24 protein-coding genes are annotated in these 25,349 nt (G+C 48.3%); 2 read left to right on the forward strand and 22 right to left on the reverse strand.

Translation table 11 applies throughout. From position 1 onward, the window contains the following. Positions 1-5: 5 nt before the first annotated feature. The 11 genes from MKX30_RS20095 to MKX30_RS20145 all read right to left on the reverse strand — a co-directional run bounded on the left by MKX30_RS20095 (position 6) and on the right by MKX30_RS20145 (position 10,725). Positions 6-842 (reverse strand): HAD family hydrolase, encoded by an 837-nt coding sequence (locus MKX30_RS20095; protein ID WP_103744797.1) that lies wholly within the window; start codon positions 840-842, stop codon positions 6-8. Further along, positions 839-1,990 carry a cysteine protease StiP family protein gene (locus tag MKX30_RS20100; RefSeq protein WP_069080961.1) on the reverse strand — a complete coding sequence of 384 codons (1,152 nt, stop codon included), beginning with the start codon at positions 1,988-1,990 and terminating at the stop codon, positions 839-841. Before MKX30_RS20100 ends, MKX30_RS20095 begins: the two co-directional genes overlap by 4 nt. After that, a complete protein-coding gene (locus tag MKX30_RS20105; RefSeq protein ID WP_341063592.1) occupies positions 1,987-3,333 on the reverse strand; it encodes a phosphoribosyltransferase family protein in 1,347 nt (448 codons plus the stop codon). Before MKX30_RS20105 ends, MKX30_RS20100 begins: the two co-directional genes overlap by 4 nt. Positions 3,334-3,385: 52 nt before the next feature. Next, positions 3,386-4,573 carry an HpcH/HpaI aldolase/citrate lyase family protein gene (locus MKX30_RS20110; protein WP_341063336.1) on the reverse strand — a complete coding sequence of 396 codons (1,188 nt, stop codon included), beginning with the start codon at positions 4,571-4,573 and terminating at the stop codon, positions 3,386-3,388. Positions 4,574-4,740: 167 nt separating this feature from the next. Continuing rightward, a complete protein-coding gene (locus MKX30_RS20115; protein ID WP_023987196.1) occupies positions 4,741-5,475 on the reverse strand; it encodes a TerC family protein in 735 nt (244 codons plus the stop codon). A 26-nt stretch (positions 5,476-5,501) separates the two neighbouring features. After that, the gene (locus MKX30_RS20120; protein ID WP_023987195.1) at positions 5,502-6,770 is read right to left on the reverse strand and encodes a TerD family protein; all 1,269 of its coding nucleotides are present in this window, start codon (positions 6,768-6,770) and stop codon (positions 5,502-5,504) included. Positions 6,771-6,872: 102 nt separating this feature from the next. Next, the gene (locus MKX30_RS20125; protein WP_023987194.1) at positions 6,873-7,454 is read right to left on the reverse strand and encodes a TerD family protein; all 582 of its coding nucleotides are present in this window, start codon (positions 7,452-7,454) and stop codon (positions 6,873-6,875) included. Between the two features lie 31 nt (positions 7,455-7,485). Further along, entirely contained in the window at positions 7,486-8,061 is a 576-nt protein-coding gene (locus MKX30_RS20130) for a TerD family protein (RefSeq protein ID WP_023987193.1), read from the reverse strand. Between the two features lie 47 nt (positions 8,062-8,108). Then, complete coding sequence (locus MKX30_RS20135; RefSeq protein WP_013308969.1) at positions 8,109-8,702, reverse strand: TerD family protein; 594 nt, start codon at positions 8,700-8,702, stop codon at positions 8,109-8,111. Between the two features lie 28 nt (positions 8,703-8,730). Then, a complete protein-coding gene (locus MKX30_RS20140) occupies positions 8,731-9,177 on the reverse strand; it encodes a tellurite resistance TerB family protein (RefSeq protein ID WP_023987192.1) in 447 nt (148 codons plus the stop codon). Between the two features lie 516 nt (positions 9,178-9,693). After that, complete coding sequence (locus MKX30_RS20145; protein ID WP_103744801.1) at positions 9,694-10,725, reverse strand: WXG100 family type VII secretion target; 1,032 nt, start codon at positions 10,723-10,725, stop codon at positions 9,694-9,696. Between the two features lie 198 nt (positions 10,726-10,923). Between MKX30_RS20145 and MKX30_RS20150 the strand changes: the two genes are divergently transcribed. Next, entirely contained in the window at positions 10,924-11,706 is a 783-nt protein-coding gene (locus MKX30_RS20150; protein WP_023987190.1) for a Cof-type HAD-IIB family hydrolase, read from the forward strand. A gap of 89 nt (positions 11,707-11,795) precedes the next feature. Beyond that, a complete protein-coding gene (locus MKX30_RS20155; protein ID WP_071559145.1) occupies positions 11,796-12,584 on the forward strand; it encodes a formate/nitrite transporter family protein in 789 nt (262 codons plus the stop codon). A gap of 76 nt (positions 12,585-12,660) precedes the next feature. Here the strand turns inward: MKX30_RS20155 and MKX30_RS20160 are convergent, their stop codons facing one another. The 11 genes from MKX30_RS20160 to MKX30_RS20215 form a co-directional block, all read right to left on the reverse strand. Continuing rightward, positions 12,661-12,906 (reverse strand): HPr family phosphocarrier protein, encoded by a 246-nt coding sequence (locus MKX30_RS20160; RefSeq protein WP_023987189.1) that lies wholly within the window; start codon positions 12,904-12,906, stop codon positions 12,661-12,663. 90 nt (positions 12,907-12,996) lie between these two features. Beyond that, on the reverse strand, positions 12,997-13,866 hold the full coding sequence (locus MKX30_RS20165) for a DL-endopeptidase inhibitor IseA family protein (protein WP_023987188.1): 870 nt from the start codon (positions 13,864-13,866) through the stop codon (positions 12,997-12,999). Positions 13,867-13,977: 111 nt separating this feature from the next. Further along, positions 13,978-14,211 carry a hypothetical protein gene (locus tag MKX30_RS20170; RefSeq protein WP_023987187.1) on the reverse strand — a complete coding sequence of 78 codons (234 nt, stop codon included), beginning with the start codon at positions 14,209-14,211 and terminating at the stop codon, positions 13,978-13,980. Positions 14,212-14,386: 175 nt separating this feature from the next. After that, positions 14,387-16,252 (reverse strand): rhamnogalacturonan lyase, encoded by a 1,866-nt coding sequence (locus tag MKX30_RS20175; protein WP_023987186.1) that lies wholly within the window; start codon positions 16,250-16,252, stop codon positions 14,387-14,389. A gap of 157 nt (positions 16,253-16,409) precedes the next feature. Next, positions 16,410-16,967: an SLOG family protein gene (locus tag MKX30_RS20180; protein WP_023987185.1), complete on the reverse strand. Its 558-nt coding sequence runs from the start codon at positions 16,965-16,967 to the stop codon at positions 16,410-16,412. A gap of 412 nt (positions 16,968-17,379) precedes the next feature. Next, positions 17,380-17,721 (reverse strand): iron-sulfur cluster biosynthesis family protein, encoded by a 342-nt coding sequence (locus tag MKX30_RS20190; protein ID WP_160789140.1) that lies wholly within the window; start codon positions 17,719-17,721, stop codon positions 17,380-17,382. Between the two features lie 218 nt (positions 17,722-17,939). Then, a complete protein-coding gene (locus tag MKX30_RS20195; RefSeq protein WP_341063339.1) occupies positions 17,940-19,862 on the reverse strand; it encodes an IucA/IucC family protein in 1,923 nt (640 codons plus the stop codon). Next, a complete protein-coding gene (locus MKX30_RS20200) occupies positions 19,822-21,075 on the reverse strand; it encodes a type III PLP-dependent enzyme (protein ID WP_339201505.1) in 1,254 nt (417 codons plus the stop codon). Before MKX30_RS20200 ends, MKX30_RS20195 begins: the two co-directional genes overlap by 41 nt. Further along, on the reverse strand, positions 21,072-21,848 hold the full coding sequence (locus MKX30_RS20205) for an HpcH/HpaI aldolase family protein (RefSeq protein WP_339201504.1): 777 nt from the start codon (positions 21,846-21,848) through the stop codon (positions 21,072-21,074). The genes MKX30_RS20200 and MKX30_RS20205 overlap by 4 nt, the downstream gene beginning before the upstream one ends. Continuing rightward, positions 21,845-23,629, reverse strand: a complete 1,785-nt coding sequence (locus MKX30_RS20210) for an IucA/IucC family protein (RefSeq protein ID WP_076265223.1) — start codon at positions 23,627-23,629, stop codon at positions 21,845-21,847. Before MKX30_RS20210 ends, MKX30_RS20205 begins: the two co-directional genes overlap by 4 nt. Beyond that, positions 23,617-25,332: an IucA/IucC family protein gene (locus MKX30_RS20215; protein WP_256703682.1), complete on the reverse strand. Its 1,716-nt coding sequence runs from the start codon at positions 25,330-25,332 to the stop codon at positions 23,617-23,619. Before MKX30_RS20215 ends, MKX30_RS20210 begins: the two co-directional genes overlap by 13 nt. Between the last annotated feature and the right edge of the window lie 17 nt (positions 25,333-25,349).

Genomic DNA, 25,349 nt, shown 5'->3' on the forward strand with positions numbered 1-25,349 from the left:
CCTATCTATTCTGAAAATGAAGTTTGAGCTGCGAATACACTCCGGTGTATTGCATGAACATACGCCATGATTTCGTCCGCTGCATAAACCCCCGACACTTCTGTAAAACGGTAATTGACCTCCAGCTTATCCCGCAGCTGTTCCCGATACAATTCACCATGACGGGGAGCAATCGCATAATCGGCATAGTCCAGCAGACAACGGTCCAGCAAAGAGTCACCGGACGCAACCACAGCCCCTCCATTCGTGAGATTACGGATATGCTCCACGGCTGCCTGTTTATTCACAGCCGCAGGCACCAGATATATCTTACGACCTTGAATGGATACCTCCCAGCCCATTTCACGCATGATTCGTGCCTTCTCCAGCACCTGTTCCAGCGGCATACGATCCCGTTCAATCATGAAAGCATAGAATAACTCGTCGCAAAAGCGTTCGTTTACGACCCAGTCTTCATCCAGCACCTGTCCGAACACCTGACGAGCTTCTTCCACATGAGCACCATCACGGCGTACTTGTTCATGAATACGCCGATTCCACTCTCGATCCACCTCGCCTCCGACGATGATGTTTCCACCATTACTCGTCACGGCATATGCGGGAACCAACTCCGTCTGAAACACAGTGATTCGTCTATACTGTTCTATCGTCCGAGTCGTCACGGGCATAAACATCACATCTTCAGGCAGTGTCTTTAGCAATTGCAGGGCTTGTTCAGAAATAAAAGCCGACGTCGCCCCGTCTATCTGTTCCGCAGGCAACAGACCAGGGGATTCCAGCGGTACGCCAAGCGAACGTTTGGAGTAAATCAGTGTCTGATCCAGATCACTTGCGTAGATCATTCTTGTCCCCCCTTGAGCGGCTTGATAATTCCGCAGCAGGAATAAGTCAATCCTTCAAATACCTCTACAGGCACTCCACGATCCTTTGCCAGCAGCATAATATGCTGAAGATTCGGATTATCTTCGCGGTCAATCAGAATTTTCCACGGCACTCTGCGCAGCAGTACACGAGTCGTCTCCCCCACTCCGGGCTTGACCAAATTGATATCCCGAATACCAAATGCCTGCTGAATCGCCTCAATATCCCGTAAGCCCTGCCATGTCACCGCAGGCGGATTCAATGTCATTTGTTCAGCGTATGCAACGGCCGTTTCAGCCACGTCTTGAAAGTACCCGGATACCGTATCCACAAACGTATTGGACTGATCCACTGACCGCCAGGATTCATAAAATTTGGCTCCATGGAAATCGTCAGGGCCTATGAGATCGTCGCGTAATACCGTCCGACTCATCAAACCTGATACAGTCGAATTCAGACAAGCACTTGGAATCAAATAATCTTCTCGTGTACCAAAGGTTTCCGAACATCTGCCCGGATCGGCCAGCACCGCCAGATCATCATTTAGACGCAACCCGTAATCCGCGTTCATCTCACGACAGGCCTCAATCAATACCTGGCGAATCGCCCCTTTCCCCGTCCATCCATCGACAAACTGAAGTTCAATCCCCAGTCCATGCTGCTGTAAAATGTATAAAATCGCATTCCGGTCAATGCCTTTGCCACGAATAATAGAAATGCTGTAATGCGGCAAGGATACGCCATACTTCCAGTCAATATAACGCTTGATCAGGATACCAATGGGCGTCCCTGCTCTGGCAAGAGAAACAATCGCCGTGTTCAGGCCTCTTTTTCTCACAATCATCTCAGCCACAGAAGCTGCCGCTAATGCAACCTTTTCGGCAGATTGGGCAAGCGTTTCGTGAAACAATGCAATATACTCTGCTGTGGGCTCGTATTCCACTGGCAGCATTTCTGAATAATGGACTCCCGACTGAATCGCCTCTTCACGATCCTCCGTCCCTTTTTCCAACGTAACTCGGCTCAAATCCTTCAATAAAAAAGTGACATCCGAGGCAGGATAACTGCCCAGCGGTTCGGGCGGATGAATGTTCTTCTGCTGTATTTGCTCCATGAGTGCTTGCTTCATATCCGCGCTCCTTTACTCTCCTGACTAGTTAAACCGTTAAAATAAACGACATGCACTTTATCGCAGCCCAGACGGGTCAAAGCCTCCAGCATGGGGTTCATCCGCTCTGGGTCCGACTCCCTTTCCATCAAAACGAATATTTCGTCATACTGACCGGGGTCTACATTATAAATAAAATTGCGTATCGTACTGTCTTCAGGTGATGGATATGTCACGCCACAGGCGACTCCATACCCTTCTTCGCGATGGGGATACACCGGGCTGCGTGTCGTCGATTGAAAATACACATTCAGACCTAACTCTGCTGCAATCCGCATTGGAATGTACATGAATTCGCCTGTGCCCATAACCAGCGTGCGTTGCCCAGAACGAAGTTGGTTCAGTCGTTCAGCTGTACGCGTGATTTCTGCATCCAACGCTGAATTGTCAGCGGATTGTAGACCAAAACGGCCTGTATATTTTAGATAAGGAGCTGTATTGGCGTATCCGTCCGTTGACATGGAACTGTGTACTACCCGCTCAAAACCGGAAGTATCCTTTTCAAAACGGTGGTCAATTATCCCAGAAGCGTCTTTATTAACCTCTGCCATGCTAGTGGCTGCATGTTCTGGGTGCCCAGCCTGTCCAGCATATTCTGCGTGATCCAATATGGGTACTCCCTGTACCTCAATCTTTCCTTTGAGCAAGCTTAAAGGCGTAATCGTAATGCCTAGCTCTGCCTCCAGATCAGTGAAAGCCTGCTCATCGCTGTCTGTCCGCCAATCCAGTAACGAAGCAATCACATACTGTTTACGCGGAAAATGCTCCTGAATATCCCGTATGATATTAAGGGTTGTTTTTCCCGTCGTAATTTCATCATCTACCAGCACAATCGGGCCATCTCCCGCAAAAGCATCTTCATCCAGTGCATAGCAACGATGATCAACAGCGTGCGAATGCTCTTCTTCAAACCGAATAATAGGCCGAAGGCCCGGAATATCCTCGCGCGTCGTATGAATATACGAGGCTCCGTCGTCAAACAACCGATACATGCTGTGTCCCAATGCTGTAGCCGTCTCGGCAAAACCAACAAACTTGATCGGCTCCGTAAAAGCAAAAGCTAGACGTTCATCCATCAGCTTTCGGTAGGCCTCTTTCGCATAGTCCGGGTCAAGAAGTCCTCTCACGGCCTCTCCAATCAGTTCATCCATTTGTTGTCCTGCCTGCGGGACAAGCTCCTTATATAGTAGAATCGCCAGCGCCGCACCACTGAGCAGAGAAGTGTATGGGTTTACCGGAATATGCTTGCCCAGCACCTTGCTGACAAACAAAAACGAACGCTTTTTATTGACCCGTGCCGCCATCGCAAACAGCTTGTCCACAGGAAGGCGGAATGGATTATGCGTCTCCGTAATTTTAACGCTGAACTGCTCCAGGATTGGCAGCAGATGTGTTTTCGTGGTTGGGTAAGAGACTGACAAAATGTTGTTGTTCATGTAACACCCCGTATACTTTTGATCTATTGATAATACGATGAGCCCAATTCAAATGCGGCTTAATTTCATTCATTTTGTTGGCATAGGTACTTTTGAATACACCCAGACTACCGTCGTTACGCTCAACAATTTCAAGTGCATCCATATACTCTTCATGTGTCACCGCATACATGGCCTGTACCGGTTTAATATGGGAGGGATGAATAATCGTTTTGCCGATAATCCCATTCTCTTTGTCCATCATGACTTCTCGAATCAGTCCGTCTACGGCATCTGAGATGAAGTCCATCCGCAAGTGTCTTCCCGGCTTTCCAAGTGCATCTTCGAAAGGAGACACTCTTAATTGAGGTTTAAAGACACGTTCTCGGTGAGAGAAATATTCCCATACAGGACCGGAAATGACATAATTTGAGCCCACGCGTCCAAACAAGTTAATAATATCTGCGATGCAATCCCGAATGACGGCAATTTCATAAATCGTAATATCCGGGCTGCGTCTCAAGCCATACAGACTGGAGAAATCGGTTGCCCCAATTCGTACATTGAGCACATATTCCTGGTACTCGTCTAAAATCTCTTTAATCGACAACAGCTCTTTCCAGCGGGTTTCCCGATAAATAATTTTAGAGCTTTCAAGGATCGGTAATCCGTACAGCACAGGCATGTTGCTTTCGTTTCCTGCCCCTGTATGCATATTTCGATTAAATTCAGCAATGAGTGAAAAATACGCCCGTCCATTATCAGAAGAGAACTTGGGTAAGACAAAGCCCGTGAGCAGCGACAAAGATTCTCCCAAACCGTTCAGCAGTCGTTCCAACTGCTCCACAGAGCGCACACGCACAAATAACAAAGGTAATTGCTGTTCACTCATCATCCCCGTCCGTACATAGGATAATAGTTGAAGCAGCTGCTGTGCCAGCGATTGTTCTGCCTGTCCGACTTGGTGATCCCCTATAGCATCCTCCAAATCCAAAATGACCGTTGTTAGTCCTTCATGTTTTCCATTTTTGATCTCTTCCGCTACCTCCGAGCGGGTAGCAGGCATGTACAAAGCTGCTCCTATTGCATAAGCCAATATACTTTTGGGAGAACGGTTATGAAACTCCAACGGTGGAGTATAAAAGATCGCTTCTACTTCCTCAGAGGTTAAATCATTAAAATATTTCAGGGCCCTTCCCCTCCTCTTGCTCTTTCTTGCCTGACTGAAGCCCTGTGCTTCGGGTATAAAAGAAATCCCCCCTTAGTTTCAGGAGGGATTTCGCTATACTTTGTACATTAAGCCTCTTTGTCGGCCTTTTTCTTTCTTTTCGCCGAGCTGATAACCATTGTGCCTACAAAGACAGCAATCAAAATGCCGAAGAATAAAACCTGCGACATATGAAAGCCAAAAGCAGCAGCCAGCATTTTACCCCCGATAATGGCGATCATAATAAAGGCTGTCTGTTCCAGTTCCGGAAATTTATCAATGAGCTTGAGGAACACTTGAGCAACACCACGCATCATCAGAACGCCGAGAATACCACCCAGGAACAGAACCCATACTTTCTCGCTCACACCGAAAGCAGCAATGACGCTGTCAATACTGAAGGCAATATCCATTAGTTCGACCATTAATACGGTTTTCCAAAAAGAAGTAGGTTTGTTTTTCACTTCTCCATCACCTTCGGACTTGAATAAGCCCTTATAAGCGATATAGAGCAGATAAGCCGCACCCAGTACCTTAATCAGTGTGAACTTAATCAGGAATGTACCCAAGCCGATAGCCAGGAACCTGAATATATACGCACCCAAAATCCCATAAAATAAGGCTCTCTTCTGTTGTTCCTTGGGTAAGTGTTTAACCATAACTGCGAGAACCAAGGCGTTATCCGCCGATAAAAGTCCTTCCAGCAAAATGAGAGTTCCTATAATCCCCCAACTCACTGGATCAGTAAGCGTAGCTACAACATCACTCCATGAAAAGAAATGGCCATAGTTTTCGCTGATATTTTTAAACAAATCATTCAACATGAAAAAAGTGCCTCCGATAATTCAATTTATTTGCTACCCTGCGACCAGCGCATGCCCCAGTTATAGGCCCGATCCAACTCACGATGACCGCCATAGAACTGCACGAGTCTTTCAATGCTGAACGTTTCATCGTTTACATTTTGAATCATGGCAATCGCACACATCCCTTTGCGATTGTCATGTTCATTCATGTGAACGATAATGTCCGGCCCATCCTTCTGGTACAGCGTGACTACCCCGTCCGCTTGTGACCAGTTCGTGACTCCTTCATAGATGAAGGTGAATACCAAAATTCGCTTAATTTCAGAAATTTTAGCACCATTAATGCGAAGATTTTCCCCTGTTTTCACAGAGCCTGTACGGTCGTCGCCATCCAGAGCAATGTACGGGAAGCGATTTAGAGAACCGAAAACTTCCCCGAGCGCCTGCACAACGCCTTTATCTCCGTTCTTCATCTCATACAAGCAGCCCAGATCCAGATCGACACCCTTGGAGCCGCGATTGAAAAAGCCCTTGCTTTGCTGCACCTGATTCCAGTTCAGATTGATCAGGATTTCACCCAATCCGCCTGAGCCTTTTTTCAGGTTGATGGTGTCGCCCTTCTTCTTCAGCTCAATTTTCCGCAGATTCAGATTCACCGGTGTTGCAGATGGCTCTGGCTTCGGAGCAGGTGGTACTGGTGGCGGCGTTGGTGCTGGCCGAGGCGCTGGAGACGGAGGTGTAGGCACTGGCGTGGGAGGAGCCGGACTGTTTTCCACTTCAATCCCAAAATTAACGCACAACGCATCCAATCCACCGGAAAAACCTGCGCCAATCGCGTTGAATTTCCATTCCCCGTTATGTCGATACAGTTCCCCAATGACAATCGCCGTTTCCACTGTAAATCCACTGTCCAAATTAAACCGCAAAACCTCTCCGCTAACCGGATGAGCAAAACGAATGAACCCACCTTGAACCTGTCCAAAATTTTGCCGTTTCTGATCCGCATCATAAATCGTTAGCGTAAACGCAATCTTCTCGATGTTTGCAGGAATTCGCGTCAGATCAAGGGCAAATTGCTTTTTGTCACCGGACTGTTGTCCGTCTGAATAGGTGATAAAGGGCGTGGTCGGATTGTTGTAAAAAATTAAGTCCTCATCGCCCGATACTTTTCCTCCAGGACCCAGCAAAAATGCCGAAGTATCCAGCTCCAGAGACGCTGGGGACTCCCAGCCAATCCCTACGTTGACATGGGTCAGGCCCGGATTTGTTTTCGTCAAATCCGCCTTCTGTCCCTTTACTACGATAACAGCCATGATTGTGTCACCTTTCTGTCCGTTTGTCATGTGTCAGCGTACGCTAATGTAATAGCTTAAAAAGAAAGGGTAGCGCCCTATGGACACCACCCCAAGTGGATATTATTGAGCGTCCAAGCCATAGTTTTTAGCAAGCGCACCCAATCCACCAGCAAAGCCACTACCGATAGCCTGGAATTTCCAGTCTGCATTCTGACGGTAAAATTCACAGAATACGACGGCCGTTTCGGTGGAGAAATCTTCTCCCAAATCGTAGCGCAGCACTTCACGATCCGTTGCCGCATCTACCACACGTACAAAAGCATTGGACACTTGACCAAAGTTTTGCGCGCGTGCCTCGTAATCATAAATGGTAACCGTGATCCCGATACGGTGGATGTTCGCAGGAATCTTCGAGAAATCAACGATGATTTGCTCGTCATCCCCATCGCCCTCACCTGTGCGGTTATCGCCTGTATGAGTAACCGATCCTGCTCCGCCTGTCGGGTTGTTGTAAAATACAAAATCATCCGCAGCTTTGGCTTTACCGTCTTCATAAAGTAGGAAAGCCGAAGCATCCAGGTCAAAGTCCGCGCCACCACTGTATTTATTCGTATCCCATCCAAGACCTACAACGACACGAGTCAAGCCGGGATTCGTTTTGGTCAGATCAATACGCTGTCCTTTGGAAAGGCTAATGGTCATTCCGCATACCTGCTTTCTTTGTATAGATTTTTTACGCCAAACCGTAATCGCGCGTCAATCCTGCAAGACCATCTTGGTAGCCGCTACCAATGGCATTGAACTTCCACTCACCGCTATGACGATACAGTTCGCCTACAACAACGCCTGTTTCGATCGAGAAATCTTCTCCCAGATCAAAGCGGACCAATTCTTCATTGTTTGCTTCGTTTACAATACGAGCGTAAGCACGGGACACTTGTCCAAAGTTTTGGCTGCGTTCTTGTGCTTCATAGATTGTAATCGTAAAAGCGATCTTTTCAACGTTAGCTGGCACGCTACCCAGATCAATTTTAATTTGCTCGTCATCTCCGTCGCCATCACCTGTGCGGTTATCCCCTGTATGAATGACAGAGCCGTTCTCATTTTGTGGGTTATTAAAAAAGACAAAGTTCTTATCGGATTCTACTTTACCTTCCGCATTAGCCAAAAACACGGATACGTCCAAGTCAAAATCTTTACCGCCATCGTATTTGTTTGTGTCCCAACCGAGACCAACTGTGATTTTAGACAAACCTGGATTTGTTTTCGTCAAATCGATTTTTTGACCTTTGGATAAGTTAATTGCCATGAGTAAGAACCCCTTTTCACATTAAGTTTTGTATGAGCAACCTAAAATTACATATAACGCTGAGCCAGCACATCAATATGTACGGCATGGGTTCCTTCACCGATTGCAGCAAACTTCCATTCGTTGTTATGACGATAGAGTTCTCCACAGACCAGTGCGGTCAGCCCTTCATAATTATCAGATAAATTAAACGTCACCAGTTCCTTGGAATTAGCACCATCCAGAATACGGATATACGCTTTCTCGATCATGCCGAAGTCCTGTTTCCGGTTTACGCAATCATATATATTCACAACAACAAGCACTTTGTCGACATTGGCAGGAATACGTGCCAGGTCAATCGCAATTTGTTCATCATCACCGTCGCCTTGTCCGGTCAAATTATCACCGGAATGCACGACAGAGCCACATGGACTTTTTTTATTGTGGAAACACACTACGTTATCTGACTGAGTCAGTTTTCCGTTGGCGTCCAGCAAAATGGCAGAAGCGTCACAATCAATATTGGGTTGCTTCTTGAAGCCAAAAAATCCTTTGGACTGTACAGGGTCCCATCCCAATCCTGCTATAACCTTGGTTAGTCCTGTGTTTCCCTTGGTCAAATCAATTTTCTGGCCCTTGACCAGATTAATTACAGCCACTGATTAACACACCTCCCTTCCGTAAAATTTACAGACTAAATTCAGACGGATTCAAACCAAGCGCGCCGCAAATCTCAGCCACAATTCGCTGCTCATTGGTATCAAAGTCACCATCAGCTGCGCCAATAGCGCTACATACGCCAACGACGAGTCGGCCTACTTCAGGCTTGCCATTCAATTTACCAATCGCCTTCAGTGCTTCCTGTTTACCGATTTGAGGTGAAAATTCAAAGTTCGCTACATAGTGATTGAAACGGTTGATGACCTCACCCATATCAAACACTTTCAATTCTTCACTGATATTTATGTATCCGGCCATTTTTGTTTTCTCTTCCGGACTAATCGTACCGTCAGCAAATGCTACTAACGCACAGCCTGCAACAACAGCTTCCATAAAATCTTTATTCTTAAACTTCTTAACTTGGTCTCCAAGTCCTTTTTTAGTTGTATTCAACCAATTTTTAAATGTACTCATGTTTCCCTCCACAATTACGTATTTGGGTAAAGGTATCCTAGTTAATTTCTTCCTTTACTATAACCTGAATTACGATCTTTTTCTACAATAATATACAAAAATACGGTAAATCCGATCTATTTATTATTGGTATCCTCTCTATCTTTAGCCCTATTTCTACATAAAACCCTCTCTTCCATCATCCATCATTTGGTACCCCAATTGCAAGTCTGTGAAATGGTAGAGTTGATAGAAAGGCACAGCCTTCCAATTTCAACAGAAGCACTGTGCCTTTGACCATAATCCACGGTTTATCCATCTATAAATTTAGTTCTACTTAATTTTCACTTCTCTTTGGATATGTATTCTATCTATTTAATATATCGGTTTTCCGAAAAAATTGGTAACCAAAAAATCTACAGACTTCTCCAGCTAGCGAGTTTACAGTTTCCACCTGCTGCTCACCTGTTCCAGAAAAAAAGACTGTAGATTTTATAGATACTCCTATTCACGCTATTATCGTTCACAGCTCAAGACCTAGTTATAATCCTCCCAATAGCGATACTCCATTTCATTCTCACCTTTGGTGACGATGATCATATTTTCAATATGTCCGGTTTCTTTATTCGTTCGGTAGATCATGGTACGAGTTTCGCCCTCATCGGGTACAGAGAAGAGTACTTTGTCACTGAGCATGCCGCCACCAATGCCGACGACGTGTTCCCCCCACCCGGAGGCTGCGCCAGAACCGATGCCCGAACCTGCCCCACTAACTCCAGCCCCGCGCGACAAAATAAGACCTATTCCATATCCGGTGACGGTCTGGGCCGTTTTACCTAGAGCGTGCTCTCCGGCTGATTGGGTATGCTTTTGGACCCAGTAATCGTATTTATCCGTATTTTGCTCATAACTCACAACATTCCCTTTTTTATCGATAGATATATCCGTTTTGCTTCCGTCTTTACCTGTCAGTTCGGTGACGGCGACAAGGGAATCGGATGTGATCTTGGAGGTCTCTCCTGTATTGTAATCTGTACGGGGAACTGAGTCCTCATATTGCAGCCACAGGACATTCATCTGGTCATGAATTTTCTGCATAACCTGCTTGTCGCCGATGGCCTCGGCGTTTTTCAGCAGTTCCTCATATTGATGATATTTATCCGCGTCTGCCCGATCCCATTTGTCTATGTTTTTGGGCTGTTTGGCAATTTCACCATCATGATCTCCAGCCTCTCCACTGCCTGCCAGCGCTGCGCTAGCGTTCATTGCCGCTGCTAGGGCTGTCCAGAAGCCACGTGTGCTTTCACCATCCGCATTTCTAAACTTCGAAGCGATGCTTTTCAGCTCAATTTCAATGGATTGAACCTTATTTAATACAGAAGAAAGTGTATATTTAGCCGTACGATAGTCATTATAAAAACGATTCCTCTCCATACCATCCCACTGGCTGTGAAGGCGGTTCATTGTGCTATCCAGGCCGTTTAACTGGTTATACAGTGTGCCGTGGGCATTGGCAAATTGGGAGGCCACGCTGTCCAGCTGCTCCGGTGTGACTTGGATTTTTGTCATGGTGATCACATCCCATCTATGAAAATAGGAGATAGAAATTATATTTTACAGTAATCCTTATTTCATATTGTAAGCTATAGAGGTCGGACATTCATGAGGATTTATACGTATTTGTGTATTCAGAAGCAGTTCCTTTGATATAATGAATCCATATGAGTTTATTTCGACAATACATTATTGAAAGTCAGGTGTAGGGACATGTCAGACAAAAAAATTATCTTTTTCGATATCGACGGTACATTACTGGACGATGACAAGAAAATGCCGTTAACGGCAGAAAAGGCCGTCTTTGCTTTGAAAGAGCTGGGACATGAGGTGGCCATCGCAACAGGCCGTGCGCCTTTTATGTTCAAAGATATCCGCGAGCAGTTGGAAATTGACTCCTACGTCAGCTTTAATGGGCAATATGTCGTGCTTCGCGGGGAAGTGGTCGCTACCAATCCGTTGAACAGAGAAGCCTTGCAAGCGATGACCGATCTGGCCCTCACACATAATCATGCTCTCGTATATATGGATCATATGGACATGAAGGCCAATATTCCTAACGATGAGCTTGTGGAGAGATCAGTCCAAACGCTTAAGGCCAAGATTTCAGTTGGATACGACCCGCTCTATTTCCAGGGAAGAGATATTTATCAGACGCTGTTGATGTGTACAGCAGAAGAAGAGCCTTTCTATGAAGCGGTATTCAAGGCGTTTGACTTTGTGCGCTGGCATCCGAGTTCTGTGGACGTTGTTCCTCATGCTGGCTCCAAAGCGAAGGGCATTCGCGAAATTACATCCAGACTGGGCATTGCCGATGAAAATCAATACGCCTTTGGCGATGGCTTAAATGATGTCGAGATGCTGACAGCTATACATAACAGCGTCGCGATGGGCAACGGCTGTGATGAAGCCAAAGCCGCAGCTAAAATGGTCACAAAACGCGCAGATGAAGACGGTATTTTGTACGGACTGCAAAAGCTTGGCTTGTTAAGCTAATAGGATTGCTGATAGACTGGGCATGTTTCGGGAAAAATAAAGTCTGTTTAAAGACTTACATATGAGAAAATAGGAGGTTGTCCTTAAATATGGAGACGGAAGGCTTACGCAATGTCGAACAGCTAGCCATGAAGAAGTACAAAATTTATAAGCAGAGCCTACTCCGGTATTTGGCACGTTCCATGCTGGCGAGTATGTTCATCGGGTTCGGCGTTATTGTAGCCTTCAAGACGGGCAACTTTTTTTACATGGAGCATTCTCCATTCACTTATCCCATGGCGGCACTCACGTTCGGAGCGGCCATCATTCTGATCGCTTACGGCGGCGGGGATTTGTTTACAGGTAACACCTTCTATTACACGTATGCTGCGCTCCGTAAAAAGCTGCGCTGGGGGCAGGTGCTTCGATTATGGGCTGCCAGCTATGGTGGTAATTTGCTGGGTGCAGGGGTATTTGCACTCCTTATTTACTTGACCGGGCTGTTTGACTCCTCCAGCGTGAACAGCTTTCTACTGAACGTGGTTGAGCATAAAATGGAAGCGCCTGCAATGCAGCTATTCTTCCGAGCTATTTTGTGTAATTGGCTGGTCTGTCTTGCCTTTTTTGTTCCAATGTTTATGAAGGAAAATGGCGCAAAGATGTTTGCCATGATGCTGTTTGTGTTCTGCTTTTTCATTTCGGGATATGAGCATAGTGTGGCTAATATGTGTACTTTCGCCATTGCGCTCGTGTTGGATCATCCGGGTACGGTTTCTATCGCTGGTGTGATCCATAATCTCGTTCCGGTTACGCTCGGAAATCTGGTTGGTGGCGTGCTGCTTATGGGGGTTATGTACTATTCGGTGAATCTCCCGTTTTTGGACGAGGAAGAACACTAAAAAAAGAAGCCGTGGGACTTAGGTTCCACGGCTTCTTTGCGTTATTTTAGTAATAGAGCAGATGCTTTCTTGCCTTTTATCCTTCTTGAGCAGGAAAATGGATAAACTCCTCCAACTCCTTGAACAGCTTCTTGGGATTAACATTGTCAGGTACAACCAGAGTTAGCGGCTCATCCAGCTTCAGCACATACATGCCTAAAATGGATTTGGCATCTGCCATGCCGCTTTTGCCATGAATCCAGATGTCATAGGTATAATTCGAAACGATTTGATTGATTTTTTCAATATCCTTCACGTCTTTTACCTTGATGGGTGTCATCATTGCACAGCACTCCCCTGTATTGAATTGGGGCTTACGAAACAAGCCTTAACATCACTTTACCCCATATGAAGCCTGTTGCAAAATCCTAATTTAGAAAATGACATGCGGCGCGGAGCTGATTTTCCAGTAGCTGCCGACCTTTTCAAAATTCACGGTGATTTTCGCATTCGGCTGCTTGGTTTCTGCCGGATAAGGCACGGTTAGCAGGTAGCTGCGCTTCACCGGAGTCATGGTTACCATTTTCGCCGTAGCCCGGCTGAACTCTAGCAAATTGCCACCATCTGCGTTCAACTGAGCTAATCTGCCGTTAACTTCAACGAAAAATTTACCGACAAATTGCTCACTGGCCTGCTTTGTGTAAGCCTGCGTCAGATAGCTGATCAATTTGGTCTTCGTGCCGATGTCCTCGGACAGATAGCGGTAGCTTTTACCGTTCAACTGGAACGACTCACCTACCGGGCTGCCACCACTAATCGCATACTGATAACGAGACTGCGCCTCCAGCACTAGCGGAACCGCACTCTCGTGGTTCAGCTTGTCCAGCTGCGTCGGTTTCACGCTGGTAGCCGCGGCTGCTGGCGCCGAAGTGGACGGCTGTTGCGGCTTAGACGGCTTCACAGTCGACGGTACGGACGGAGCAGCCGCTGGTGCTACCGATGTAGATGGACGCTGTGCTGGTGCAGACGGAGCTACTGGTGTAGCGGCTTTAGCAGAACCTGCGGCTGCAGCCGGGGTAGAGGCGGCTGGAACCGACGGCGCTTGCGCCGGGGCTGGCATCGTAGCCGATGCAGACGCTGCCGGTGCTGGCACCTGGGCCGGGACGGATGCAGCCGGATTGGCCACGCTCGGTTGCGTCGCTTCCGCTGGAGCGGTCACGGCGGGCGCGGCAGCAGCGGCCTGTGCCACGCTCATAAGTGTGGCCGCAATGCATAGTGCGGATAGCTTCGTATTTATTTTCATACTCATATACACCTCCATAATCATATGTCTGCATAAACTGCACACGTTTCTATTATAAGAATTTCGCTTCTCGATTGGGTTGCTAAATTGTTTCTATTTGCCTTTTTTTGTTCATTCTGCACGAAGTTTGTCCGTATTTGCCGGGGACGGCTGTTCTGATTGTTTCAACTGCTTTGCCTCCATCTCTTCCAAGGATAGCGACAGTTGCTTAACAGATCGGTCCAGCTCCTCCAATCTGCGACTCAAAGTGACGAGGATGTATTTTAACAGAATCAGACTTAATGCAGCAGGGAATCCGACATTAGTTACGAGCTCGATCATGCCTTCAGTCGTTAAAGAACTCACAGATTCCGCCTCCTTTTTCATACATATGTTCCATCAATAAGAACTAATGTTCCCATTTTTATGGAAATCATACGTTATCTTTTGGGCTCTCATGACAAAAAGAGCTCCAATTAGCTAGGAGCCCTCTCTGTTTTTGTTCATTCTACCTGCTTTCAGACCACTTTCGAACGACATATCAAGGAGTATATATATTCGGCTGCTGGGGCTTGGACATCCCTTCTCCCAGATAAAACCCGGTGTGCGGCGGCTGATTATAAGCTACGTTCTGCCAGGCAACACTCAGGCGATACACTGGATCATGCATAAGCGTATAGAATCGATGTTCTGACTCGTATGGTGTTGTGTAGATCCGCAGCGCCGAATTATCACTTTTGCGCCAAATGACTTCCTCACGCCAGTCACCGAAGAGATCGGCCTGCAAGGACGGTGTTCCTTTGGTTCCGTTATTGGAACTCGTTCCTGTTGCCGTAAGCAAGTTGGAAGTAGTCGAGTTCGTATAGTTCCACTTGTCTATCTTTCCAGCGCTTGATGAGGTATGATCCAGCAGTTCACGGAGGAGATCCCCATCCCACCAGATGCCAAAATTAATGGAAGACGGTAGCGTGTTGGTGATGAGCTGCCCCTTGGCTGAACGCAAACCAATACCCGGTGCCCACTGCTCGTTCCCTTTGGTCCGCGGGTCAATGTCTGCCGACATGCCTCTTCCGGTATCCTTGCCTGTATTTACGCCCCATAAAATATTTCCATTACGCGGGTCGTACATGGCAGCTCCGTAGGTGGCATTTTTGTCCTCGTTCACCTTGAACACTTCATAACCTGAACGGTCGGGGTCCAGATCGCCAACATGAAGTGCATCTCCATGTCCCATCCCCGTGTTAGCCAGCTTCGCTCCGTTATCGTCTACAACCAGCGAGCCATACACGATCTCATCCTTATCATCTCCATCCACATCCGCCACGCTCAAACTGTGGTTCCCCTGTCCAGCCGTCCCGGCATTGGTGGAGCTGTTGCTGTCAAAGGTCCAGCGTCGGCTCAGGTTTCCGTTCCGCCAATCATATGCGACCAGAACGGTGCGGGTGTAATAACCACGTGCCATCACTATGCTGGGTCTCACGCCATCCAGATAAGCAACCCCGGCGAGAAAACGATCCACACGGTTACCATAATTATCTCCCCAGCTCGATACCGTTCCGCGCGGTGGCACGTAGTCAATCGTACTAAGAGCCTTGCCTGTATCACCTGAGAACACAGTTAGAAACTCAGGACCTTTCAAAATATATCCGCTCGTGTTTCGATAATCAGCCGAAGCGTCCCCAATCTTTACACCTGCACCATCCACTGTGCCGTCTGCTGTTTTACATACGATCTCTGCTTTACCATCTCCATCAAAATCGTAGACGAGAAATTGCGTGTAGTGAGCTCCGGCCCGTATGTTCCGTCCCAGGTCGATCCGCCATTTGCGTGTTCCATCCAGCTCGTAGCCATCCAAAAATACATTTCCCGTATAACCGGATTGCGAATTATCCTTGGCATTGGAAGGGTCCCATTTTAACACAATCTCATACTCGCCATCCCCATCCAGATCCCCTACGCTGGCATCATTGGCATGGTATGTGTAGTTCACATTATCCGGAGTTGTGCCTCCCGCGGGCTGCTGGATCGGAACATCCAGGTAGTTGTTGTTCCATACCTTCACCGCAGGAGAAGCGCCCTGCTCTGCTCCATTGACCACGGCACGAACGGTATACGAAGATGAGGTCGTACCTGCCTTGTCCAAAAAGTTGGTTCTCGATGTAATGGGCGCATCGTTCACCTTGCTTGTCCCTCTGTACAAATTAAAGCCGACCGAATCCGCTTCCGTGCCCAGCAAGCGCCAGCTCACCAGTACACCCTCAGGCACCTTAACAGCGACAGCTCCCCGGCTTAGCTTTTCCATTTGCCTCGTAGAGGCAGCAGAGACCTGGCTATCCATCGGGGTGACCACTCCACTCAACATTACACCGAGACAGAGCAACGCAGTATACCGAAACCTTTTGTTCATCTGAATCATTAGCTCCTTTCATGGTTTGTATTTTCAATAGATTTATTTTATGTGACTGATAAGTTATTGTTATTTAAATTTTATGATAGCGCTTACATAAATGTAAAGGGACGAATACGTCCTTTTTGTTCAAAAATCCGGGCTAATGCTTTAAAAATCAGAGGTCCATGAATAATCGTTCTTCATCCGCAATGCTCTGGATATCCTCCGAGCTGATGCTGATATACTGATAGCCCTCTGCCTGTTGTTTTTTCAATGCAAGTTCTTTCATAAAACGTGGGCTGCCCTCTCCCGCATCCTCATCGTAAACAAGCAATAAACCGTCTGTTTTGCGGAAAAGGAGTTCATCCCGTGCCTTAAGTTGCCATATTCCCTGATAAGGCTGGCGGCTGACTACTCCCACATAGTCAACTTCGGCACAAATCTGCTGAAAATATTCCTTTTTGTCCTCTTTCCATTTTTCTTCCATATTTTGATAAGCCATCATAATAGAGCATTTGAGGTGGGGATATTGCTGTTTTAGTGCAGTAACGACCTCACAGGCCCACAAGTCCACCCCGTATTGGCCGGGGGTAATCACCCATTCCAACCCTTCTTCGACCAGGGGAATAAGCCTGCCTGCAATCGCCTTTTTAATATATGGAATGCCTTCGTGCTTCTGACTGAAAATATTCAGCTCATGGGCACGATAGCCCGAAACAAGCAAGTTTTTCATCTTCTCAACGTCCTTCTCCGATTATCATAAAGGTTATTGTACCACTTCAGAGCAGACCACTAAACACTTCGTTTTTTGGAGGAACGAATTGAATATAACGCAAAAGACGAACCTCTTCCAATTGGGCTGGATCAGGTTCGTCTTTTGGAGTTTGGTATTCATTCATGCTTTTTGGGTGCCTAATGAATTCTTATTATCTATTCTGAGCATAATCCTCACTTGGTATTTTCATTAAAACGACATACAGGCTGGACGTAGTATCTGCGCCGTTGCGATAAGCAAAATGCTCGTCTCCGGTGATATGAATGATATCCCCTTTGACTACCGCCGCTTCCTTATGAATAATGCGTTTGGTGAATTTGTTCTCCTGATATTATTGAAATTGGGTAAGATTATTTTTTTCCATTCCCTATCACTCCTCAGACGATTTTATGCGGACATCTTTAATTCTAATGTTGCTACTAAATATACCGGCATCACTACTTAGCTTGAATGACGGGTAACTAGGGTCTGCCTCAAGCCGCATTCTGCTATCGAACTGCTGCTCCTGCTGCTGATCTACCCAAAAAGAATAAGGCTCAGACTGAACTACTTTATCAGTTGTATTCGGTGTAGTGACAACCAAGATGACGAGTACGCCATTGCATCCACAATCCTCTGTGTCATAAAACAACTTGAACATTCCCGGTCGTCCTGAAAGGGCCAATTCTAGTCTTTCAACGGACAAGGAATCCAATTCTAAATGTATGCTCATGAGATGAATTCTCTCCTTTGTAAATGAGATGTTTGGAGCCGTCAGCTCCATAAAGACTAAATTTTAACTATGTGTTCATTATAGTCATGTTTTCGTATGTGTCTATGTGACTGCACTCACTGCTATCAATGAACTCTTACATAAAAAGGCAACCCGATTACACCGGGTCACCTCCGTCATCTCTCATCTTATCTAAACCAACATTCTAGTCACAACTTCTATCCTTTGTAAAAAGGATTATGACCTGTGCCTTTGCCCGATGGCATCGCCCCAGGCACCCCGTCCGCTTCAAGCAGCGGACGGACAATGAGCTTCACCGGCCATTCCCTGCTCTCGAATACCGCTTGGAACAGCTCGGCCCGGTCAGCTTCGGGAAGCAGCACCACCCGTAGCGCTTCCTTCCACGCCTGCTCGGTGATATCCCATAATTTCGCTTCCGGGATAGGATACACCTCGCTTAGCGCTTCCATAATCGCAGCCAGGTTCACCTGCGTGCCCAGCGACTGCACATAGAAGATCAGCTTGCGGATCGTCTCATTATACAAGCTGTTCGAGTATCCCGGCCTGATATGATAACCTGGGTCCGCAATGCCGTGTTTGTCCAGATACGGCTGATGCAAACGTACGGAATCGTGGTCACGGAATAATAGGCCGTTCACCTGTCCGTCCCGCAGGACCACGCAGCAGTTCTGACCGTGAATTTCGGGTACAACGCCTACCTTGAACAGCCGCATCACCACATCATAGAATAACGCAGTCAGATTGGTATAGAATCCTATAACCTCTTCACTGGTTAACTCTCTGCCCAACAGGTCGGATAACATATGGCGACCTTCCAGCGTCACCCCAAGCGCAGCCATGGGAATAACCTGGACACCTTCTTCCAGCAACTTTGGCGGATAGATGCGAATCTGGGCGGCCAGATGGCGAGGATGATCATCGAACAATCCCATGGATTCCGGCATGTATCCCCACCAATTCCGTTCCTCGCAGAGCCACACTTTACCTGTGAGCGATTCATCGCAGGCCACCGCCTGTCGTAACATCTTCTCTCCAGCCAGACCATTCAGTAGCTTCACCACCGGGAGATAGCGGGCGGCCCCGAGAGACAACACACTGACCGGAAGCTTGAGCATCTGTGTGGATCCTTCCATCGGGGCCATCGAGCGCAGGGACGATGTCGCCTGAACCTCTCCCAATTCAATATCCAGTACAACGATGGTACCGTCCGCGATCTCTCCGTTGAAACGTGGCAAGATGATATGTTCCATCTGCCATGGATGTACTGGCATGGGCATGTATTCTTGCAGATTCAGGCCCTTCCGGGCCAATTCTGCTTCCAGCCTGCTCCGCTGTTCTTCATCCAGTACATCCAGTGTGGACAATCCTTCCTTACATCCCTGTTGTACGGCATCCCAACGCACCGCCACCCATCGCAGCGGGATCTCCTTCCTGAATTCCGCTGCATACCGGGTCACATCCGCTTCTGTGAACCCCACCTTGGCCTTGGAGGTGGGGTGAAATGGACGATCTCGCAGCGCTGCAACCTGCTCTCCCTTGGTAAACCAATCGTAGGCATTGAACGGAACTTGTTCTCTCAGACGTTGTACCTGCTGGAGTCCCAGTGCCAATTGCTCGGTGGCTATTTTCACGCCTGCGAAGAATTCCGCAACCCCGGGATGCGCGTATGCTTCATCCGAAGGCGTCATCCGAAGCACAGCCTGTCCTACGACTGCCGGAGATTCAAGAAGCTTCCAGCCTCCATCCGGTGTCTCTCCATAGACGGGTGAACCTTGTACCCATTGATATCCCTGCCTTTTGCCTGCTTTCACCAGAAACAAAATCCCTTTCTGATGCAGCATAAGCTGTCCACTATGTCTACCTGCCCCATTCTCATCCTGCTTATCCTTACCTGCGACATTGCCGTCGGTTCCGTTCCCCGTTCCCCATCTGCTCTGCGAAGGACCTCCATTACCATCCCCCAGAAACATTCGGCGGAACGGTTCTGGTGAAGTAGAGAGTTCAATGAACGGATGCCCTTCCAGCGGAAGCAATTGCTCGGCCAGAAATGCATTGATCAGATCCTCCATAATCCGGCGCTCAGCGTCTTGCAGACTGGCACGCTTCATCACTGTTGACATGGTTATTGTCCTCCGTCAAATAATGGAATGCCGGGTGCGGATGACCCAGAAAATCATGATGCGAGATGGTCCAGCAATAGGCTCCCGACTTCTCGAATACAACAATATCGCCTACCCGCAGCCGCTCTACTTCCGCATCTGAATGCATACGATCCTTGGGTGTACACAGTTCTCCGACCACGTGAACTTTGTTGTCCCGTACCTCTGGTCTTGCAAACGAATGCCCCCAACGGTCCGTAGACATAATGTGAAACGGATGGTTGTGTCCCCATGATGCGGGCAAACGATTATGATGTGTACCTCCTCTTAACACGGCAAAATGCTGACCATGCGATGTTTTGATGTCCGTAACCTCTGCCGCATAATAACCGTGGTCAGCGACAAGCATGCGACCCGGCTCAAAATACAACTGTATGCCGCGTGAAGCAAGGCGCCCTCTGGCTTCACTGCGCTCAATTAAGGATGTGAACAGGGACCAGTCAAACCCGGGGCTACCATCATATGTGACGCCAAACCCGCCTCCGGCGTTAATTACTTCAAGATGCAGGTCATATGCCTGCTGCCACATCTCCACCTTTTGCAAATACATCTCAATCATCTCGGCATGCAGTCTCGCGTCCACATTGTTCGATAACGAGTGAAAATGAAATCCGCATAAACGCACCAAACCCGCGCCTTCCTCACGAATGACCCGGACTGCTTCTTCCACGCTCTCCTCATCCATGCCAAATGGACTCGGACCGCCGCCCATTACAATCCGGGTCCGCGGCAATGTGCTGCTTCTCAGATTGATCCGCAGCAGAATGCGGACTTCCTGTTCTCTCCTTGTAGCAATGGTGATGACACGCCGCAGTTCCAGCAGGCTCTCCACATGAATGAAACTCACCTGATGCTCGATAGCCTGCTTCAACTCACTCTCCTTTTTCCCTGGACCGCCAAACAGGATTGGAACCTCGCTACTTACACTCCTCACCTTGAGCAACTCACCAATGGAAGCTACCTCGAACCCGTGAACCCAGGGCAGCAAAGCCTCAATAATTCGAGGATCCGGATTAGCCTTTATGGCATAGAATAGCCGCGTGCCTCTGGACAGCGTATGCAGCATGTGACGGACCTGCTCCTGAATACCAACCAGATCGTAAACATAAGCACATACCGGATCTTCACTATCTCTTTGCAGTTCATGGATCATATTCCATACGCTTGATTTCATATCAGTCCACCCGCATTTCCATAGTCATTCCGTTTCTGTTCGTATGCCCGAAAAGCCGTATTCCGGTCATCGCCCAACACGTATATGTATACCCCTCGTTCGGCCCACAACGCCATGCCTTCCTGGCTTCTGGCCACCGTTGCATACGGTACCTGGCACTGCTTCGCGGCTTCGTATAATGCGCCTAGCGCACGCTGCACGTCTGGATGTTCCGTCTGCCACGGTACACCAAGTGATTGCGACAGGTCTGCCGCCCCCTCTAGTACCCAGCTCACCTGGGGATGAGACAGAATGCTCGCACTTTGCCGGACGCCCTCCACACTTTCGATCATCGGTACAACCATCACCTGTTCATTCGCTTCCTGAATATACCCGGTGAGTGGATACTTGCCGAATACCCCCGGTCGCCCACTGTTCAGACTCCGCATGCCAAGCGGATGATAATACGCATGACGAACCGCTTCCTCCACCTGCTCCCGCTGTTCCACATGAGGTATGACGATGCCTTGTGCGCCGCAATCCAATACCTTTAGAATCTCTACTCGCTCTACCTTCGAGATGCGTACCAGCGGGGTCATCCCTGCCAGTTCCGCAGCACGAACCAGCTCTTCCACCGATTCCATATTCGTTGCGGCATGTTCCAGGTCGATAATTACAAAATCATACTCCGCATGTCCAATCATCTCAATGATGACCGGTTGCGGAATGGAGACAAAAAGACCGAACACCGGCTGTTTACGTTCAATTTTCTCCTTCAGCGTGTTGGTTCTCATCTGAGAACGTCCTTCGCCAACTTCAGCGGATTGCTGGCCTTACGGAAATACAGTTCCCCATCCCCATACAGGCGGCGCTTGGTCATCTCTTCAATCAGCGCATCCTCGGCAAAAAGATCAAACCACTCGAACCGTTCCTCGTACTCCGGGTGCTCCCGCTGATAGTCCACAATCGTGGCCGCGCACAGCTGCCAGAACGCTTCTTCCGTCAGACCGAAATTCTCCAGCGTCAGCGCAATATCCGTCATGCAAATAAAAAAGAACGCATCATACGTATAGTCCCGGACTTCCGACACGTCACCCGCGTAGATAAAGGAATACCGATTGAACTTGCGGTGGGTCTCCGGTTCGGGGTGCAGCTTCGGGGCTCGTTCTGGATTCAGCAACTTCTCGGGTACATAGCGGACACCATCATGAAGGTCCTTGATGATGATCCGTTTCGGCAGATCATTTTCCAGCACCAAAATGATATTCTGGGCATGCGATTCCAGCGCGATGCCGTGTGCATAGAGCAGATGAATAATAGGCAGCGATACCGTTCTAACGAGCGCTTCACTCCACTTCTGAATGCCATGATGCTTAACTGCACCCTGGATAAACGGTACCCCGTTCGACTGTACCAGCATAAGTGCATTTAAGGGCCAGGCAGTCTCGCCTTCTTGCAGATGAACAGATACATTTTCACGCCAGATCGCCCCTGTTGTGCCATACGCCCGTCCATACTGGATTGCAGGCAAATTCTCGTACCGGAGCGAGAGTCCCATGATCTCTTTCAGAATGGAAAACTCTTCCCGTTGCAACAACTCATCCTCTCGAATGAGTGCTTCCAGCCAGTCGCTGATTAGCGGTGCATTCTGGGTCGTATGCTGTGCCAAAATGCGTATGCTCGATGTATTGGTAATACTCAGCGACAGCTTGAGATACGGTGCCTTCGAATTCATCCGGTTCGACAGGGAACGAATGGACTGCTGGGCGCGATAGGTTGAGTCCGAAGGGCCGAGAAAAACGATATCTCTGTCCATTCGTTGCCGGGCAAACACCGATTCCAGCTGGTGTTCCCACTGCCACGGATGAACAGGAATGAATATATAGCGTTTACCCTCCGTGTCTTCCGACTGAAGTATCTGATTAAATCGGCTGATATCCTCCTCTGTGAGATGTTGTCTCACCAACTGTTCTGACGTGTAGCCTGTGGAAAGAGCCGTTTGCACAAGTCCTTCTTTCACGGCAATCCAGTATACGGTCACATCCGAGTTAAACTCTGGACCATAGGCAAGATTGTCTTTTAGGGTGAAGCCAAGCCTCGATTTGTAGCTTGGATGGTAGAGATGACCATCGCTCATATGGCTTTCGAGGGCATCATAGTGCAGGTCTTCATCCGGAATCTTCTCAGGCAGCAAAGCCCGGCACTGACTGTCCTTCGCCATCGTCTCCAGCAATTCCTGAATGAAGGCCGTCACATTCGCACCCTCCAGAAGGTTCAGTACCATTTCCTCCAGAAACAGATCCAGATCGGTGCAGGGAACGCCCTCTCTTCGAATCGAGCCCTTCGCCACCTTCACTCGGCCAAATGAAAATTTTCGCTCCGCCTCACAGCTGTATGTCACAGCCTGCCCTGACGTACTCCGCCCCACAGTACACCATTCGTTTTCCCCCACCTTACAGTCAAGGATACCCTCGAACCACATGGCTTCCAGCGCCTGCCGCATGATCCGTTCCTGTACATCCGTGTATACTGCCGTCTTGTGACCTTTCTCAGCCCTGTACCCTATGAACCCCACGCCACTTCACTCCCTATTCGGTTCATTATATTGCTCACCGGCACATACGCCGGGGTCTGACTGATCCCCCTAAGACAGCTCACCAGATTTTGTTTCGCCAGAAAACTGTCCGCGGTCAGCAAATGCTGCACATACACGTTTCCAGTTCGATCCAGTTCCTTCACAAGCACTTCGCGGACCTTTGCCCAGAAATGCTCCTCCGATACGTTCACATCCCTTGCCATCGCATGAATGAGGGAACCCAGATGATTGATAATAAAGTAATAGGATGTCCTCGCCCAAGCCTTGTCCCGTGGATAAAACAACAATCTAGAGGGAGCGGTATCCACCTCATGGATCAGCCCCTCATCGACACTGACTCCTTCCAAGTCACGCACGATAAATGCCTCAGGCATTCCGTCTCTTAGCGTCACGAGAGTATTTTGCAAATGAGCTTCAAAGTGAATGCCTCGCTCTCCGGCCGCTCGTACAATGGGCAGCAAAGACAAGGTCAGATAACGTGCAAACCAGCGCTCGGCTTCAGCACGTACGCCACCCAGCATCGTCATAAGTCGTGATTGCATTCCCGGCAAGGGGGCTTCTACCAGACTCGACAGGACATATGTACATTCCGGGTCAAACTCAATCGGTCTGTATGCGACGGTAAACAGACTCGTTAATTCTCCCTCCTGAAAGTCACAAGTAGCTACACCTGTCTCATAGGCAATCTGCGTATGCTGATCTGCACCGAAGCAATTCTGCTGCTTGATGTACCTGGAGGCGTCCAGCGTCCTTCGCATCTGCTCCGCACTATTGGTGCGAATCATGTTGGTAATCTGCATGTTCAGCGACAGCTTGATATTGCAATTCAGCTCTGGAATATAAACGGTGCGTACCGAGGAGGTCGGGTAGGCCTTCGGCCCGCCGCTGCCCATCGGAATGAGTTTCTTATCCAGAATATACTGCTGGACCTCGGACAAGCCCAACACGTACGCATACTGCCAGGGATGGATAGGCAGTAGTTCATACTCATCCCCATGCTCACCCCACTCTGCTTCCCAAGCTTGTTCCACATGCCCGTGCAGGCTGGCATGCAGATTGATCCTAGTGTAATCATCCACCCATTCCTGCATGTACACATCCTTCCTCACAGCAACGTAACAGAGTTGGAACGAGGTACGCAGTTCTGGGCTGTACATCCGTACGTCGTGTTCGGTGAAGCCTTTGGAGTTTTTCGGAAACGGGTGAAAGGGATGACCATATACCAGAGACTGTTCAGAAGTACAGTAATCATATATGCCAAGTCCAGCAGCCTGCTCGATATACAGCGCAAGATTATTCACGCTGTTATCTACCTTTTCCGCAAAATCACGCACATCAGCCGCATGGGTCAACCTGCCTTGCTCATGCCGGCTGTTTCCATACGCCGTGTCTTCACTCAACTCCCGTGTGATCCAGCGAACCAGGTCCTGATAATGCACCGCTTGCCCGTGCTGTTGTACGCTTCGGTACTCATGCTCTCCCATAGCCGAGTAATACGCTAATTGTCCGGTTATCATCACCCCGCTGGCCTGAAAAGCAACTGCGTACGTCATCGCATTCGGATCAATCCGAATGTCGCCCTCCTTCTCCACCGCAAGCTCCCGGATATAACAATTGAGCAGCAGCTTACAAGAGTGTATATTCGCCTGCTGCTCTGCTTCAGACCTGAGCCTGTTTTCCATCTCGAACAATGTTGCCA

Origin of the sequence: Paenibacillus sp. FSL P2-0173 (assembly GCF_038008045.1) — a bacterium.
Classification (GTDB): domain Bacteria; phylum Bacillota; class Bacilli; order Paenibacillales; family Paenibacillaceae; genus Paenibacillus; species Paenibacillus polymyxa_B.

What these genes read in the sequence shown, in the direction of transcription:
- MKX30_RS20095 (WP_103744797.1), bottom strand. Translation starts at nt 842, where the DNA reads ATGATCTACGCAAGTGATCTGGATCAGACACTGATTTACTCCAAACGT.
- MKX30_RS20100 (WP_069080961.1), bottom strand. Translation starts at nt 1,990, where the DNA reads ATGAAGCAAGCACTCATGGAGCAAATACAGCAGAAGAACATTCATCCG.
- MKX30_RS20105 (WP_341063592.1), bottom strand. Translation starts at nt 3,333, where the DNA reads ATGGCGGCACGGGTCAATAAAAAGCGTTCGTTTTTGTTTGTCAGCAAG.
- MKX30_RS20115 (WP_023987196.1), bottom strand. Translation starts at nt 5,475, where the DNA reads ATGTTGAATGATTTGTTTAAAAATATCAGCGAAAACTATGGCCATTTC.
- MKX30_RS20120 (WP_023987195.1), bottom strand. Translation starts at nt 6,770, where the DNA reads ATGGCTGTTATCGTAGTAAAGGGACAGAAGGCGGATTTGACGAAAACA.
- MKX30_RS20125 (WP_023987194.1), bottom strand. Translation starts at nt 7,454, where the DNA reads ATGACCATTAGCCTTTCCAAAGGACAGCGTATTGATCTGACCAAAACG.
- MKX30_RS20130 (WP_023987193.1), bottom strand. Translation starts at nt 8,061, where the DNA reads ATGGCAATTAACTTATCCAAAGGTCAAAAAATCGATTTGACGAAAACA.
- MKX30_RS20140 (WP_023987192.1), bottom strand. Translation starts at nt 9,177, where the DNA reads ATGAGTACATTTAAAAATTGGTTGAATACAACTAAAAAAGGACTTGGA.
- MKX30_RS20145 (WP_103744801.1), bottom strand. Translation starts at nt 10,725, where the DNA reads ATGACAAAAATCCAAGTCACACCGGAGCAGCTGGACAGCGTGGCCTCC.
- MKX30_RS20150 (WP_023987190.1), top strand. Translation starts at nt 10,924, where the DNA reads ATGTCAGACAAAAAAATTATCTTTTTCGATATCGACGGTACATTACTG.
- MKX30_RS20155 (WP_071559145.1), top strand. Translation starts at nt 11,796, where the DNA reads ATGGAGACGGAAGGCTTACGCAATGTCGAACAGCTAGCCATGAAGAAG.
- MKX30_RS20160 (WP_023987189.1), bottom strand. Translation starts at nt 12,906, where the DNA reads ATGATGACACCCATCAAGGTAAAAGACGTGAAGGATATTGAAAAAATC.
- MKX30_RS20165 (WP_023987188.1), bottom strand. Translation starts at nt 13,866, where the DNA reads ATGAAAATAAATACGAAGCTATCCGCACTATGCATTGCGGCCACACTT.
- MKX30_RS20175 (WP_023987186.1), bottom strand. Translation starts at nt 16,252, where the DNA reads ATGAACAAAAGGTTTCGGTATACTGCGTTGCTCTGTCTCGGTGTAATG.
- MKX30_RS20180 (WP_023987185.1), bottom strand. Translation starts at nt 16,967, where the DNA reads ATGAAAAACTTGCTTGTTTCGGGCTATCGTGCCCATGAGCTGAATATT.
- MKX30_RS20190 (WP_160789140.1), bottom strand. Translation starts at nt 17,721, where the DNA reads ATGAGCATACATTTAGAATTGGATTCCTTGTCCGTTGAAAGACTAGAA.
- MKX30_RS20195 (WP_341063339.1), bottom strand. Translation starts at nt 19,862, where the DNA reads ATGTCAACAGTGATGAAGCGTGCCAGTCTGCAAGACGCTGAGCGCCGG.
- MKX30_RS20200 (WP_339201505.1), bottom strand. Translation starts at nt 21,075, where the DNA reads ATGAAATCAAGCGTATGGAATATGATCCATGAACTGCAAAGAGATAGT.
- MKX30_RS20205 (WP_339201504.1), bottom strand. Translation starts at nt 21,848, where the DNA reads ATGAGAACCAACACGCTGAAGGAGAAAATTGAACGTAAACAGCCGGTG.
- MKX30_RS20215 (WP_256703682.1), bottom strand. Translation starts at nt 25,332, where the DNA reads ATGGAAAACAGGCTCAGGTCTGAAGCAGAGCAGCAGGCGAATATACAC.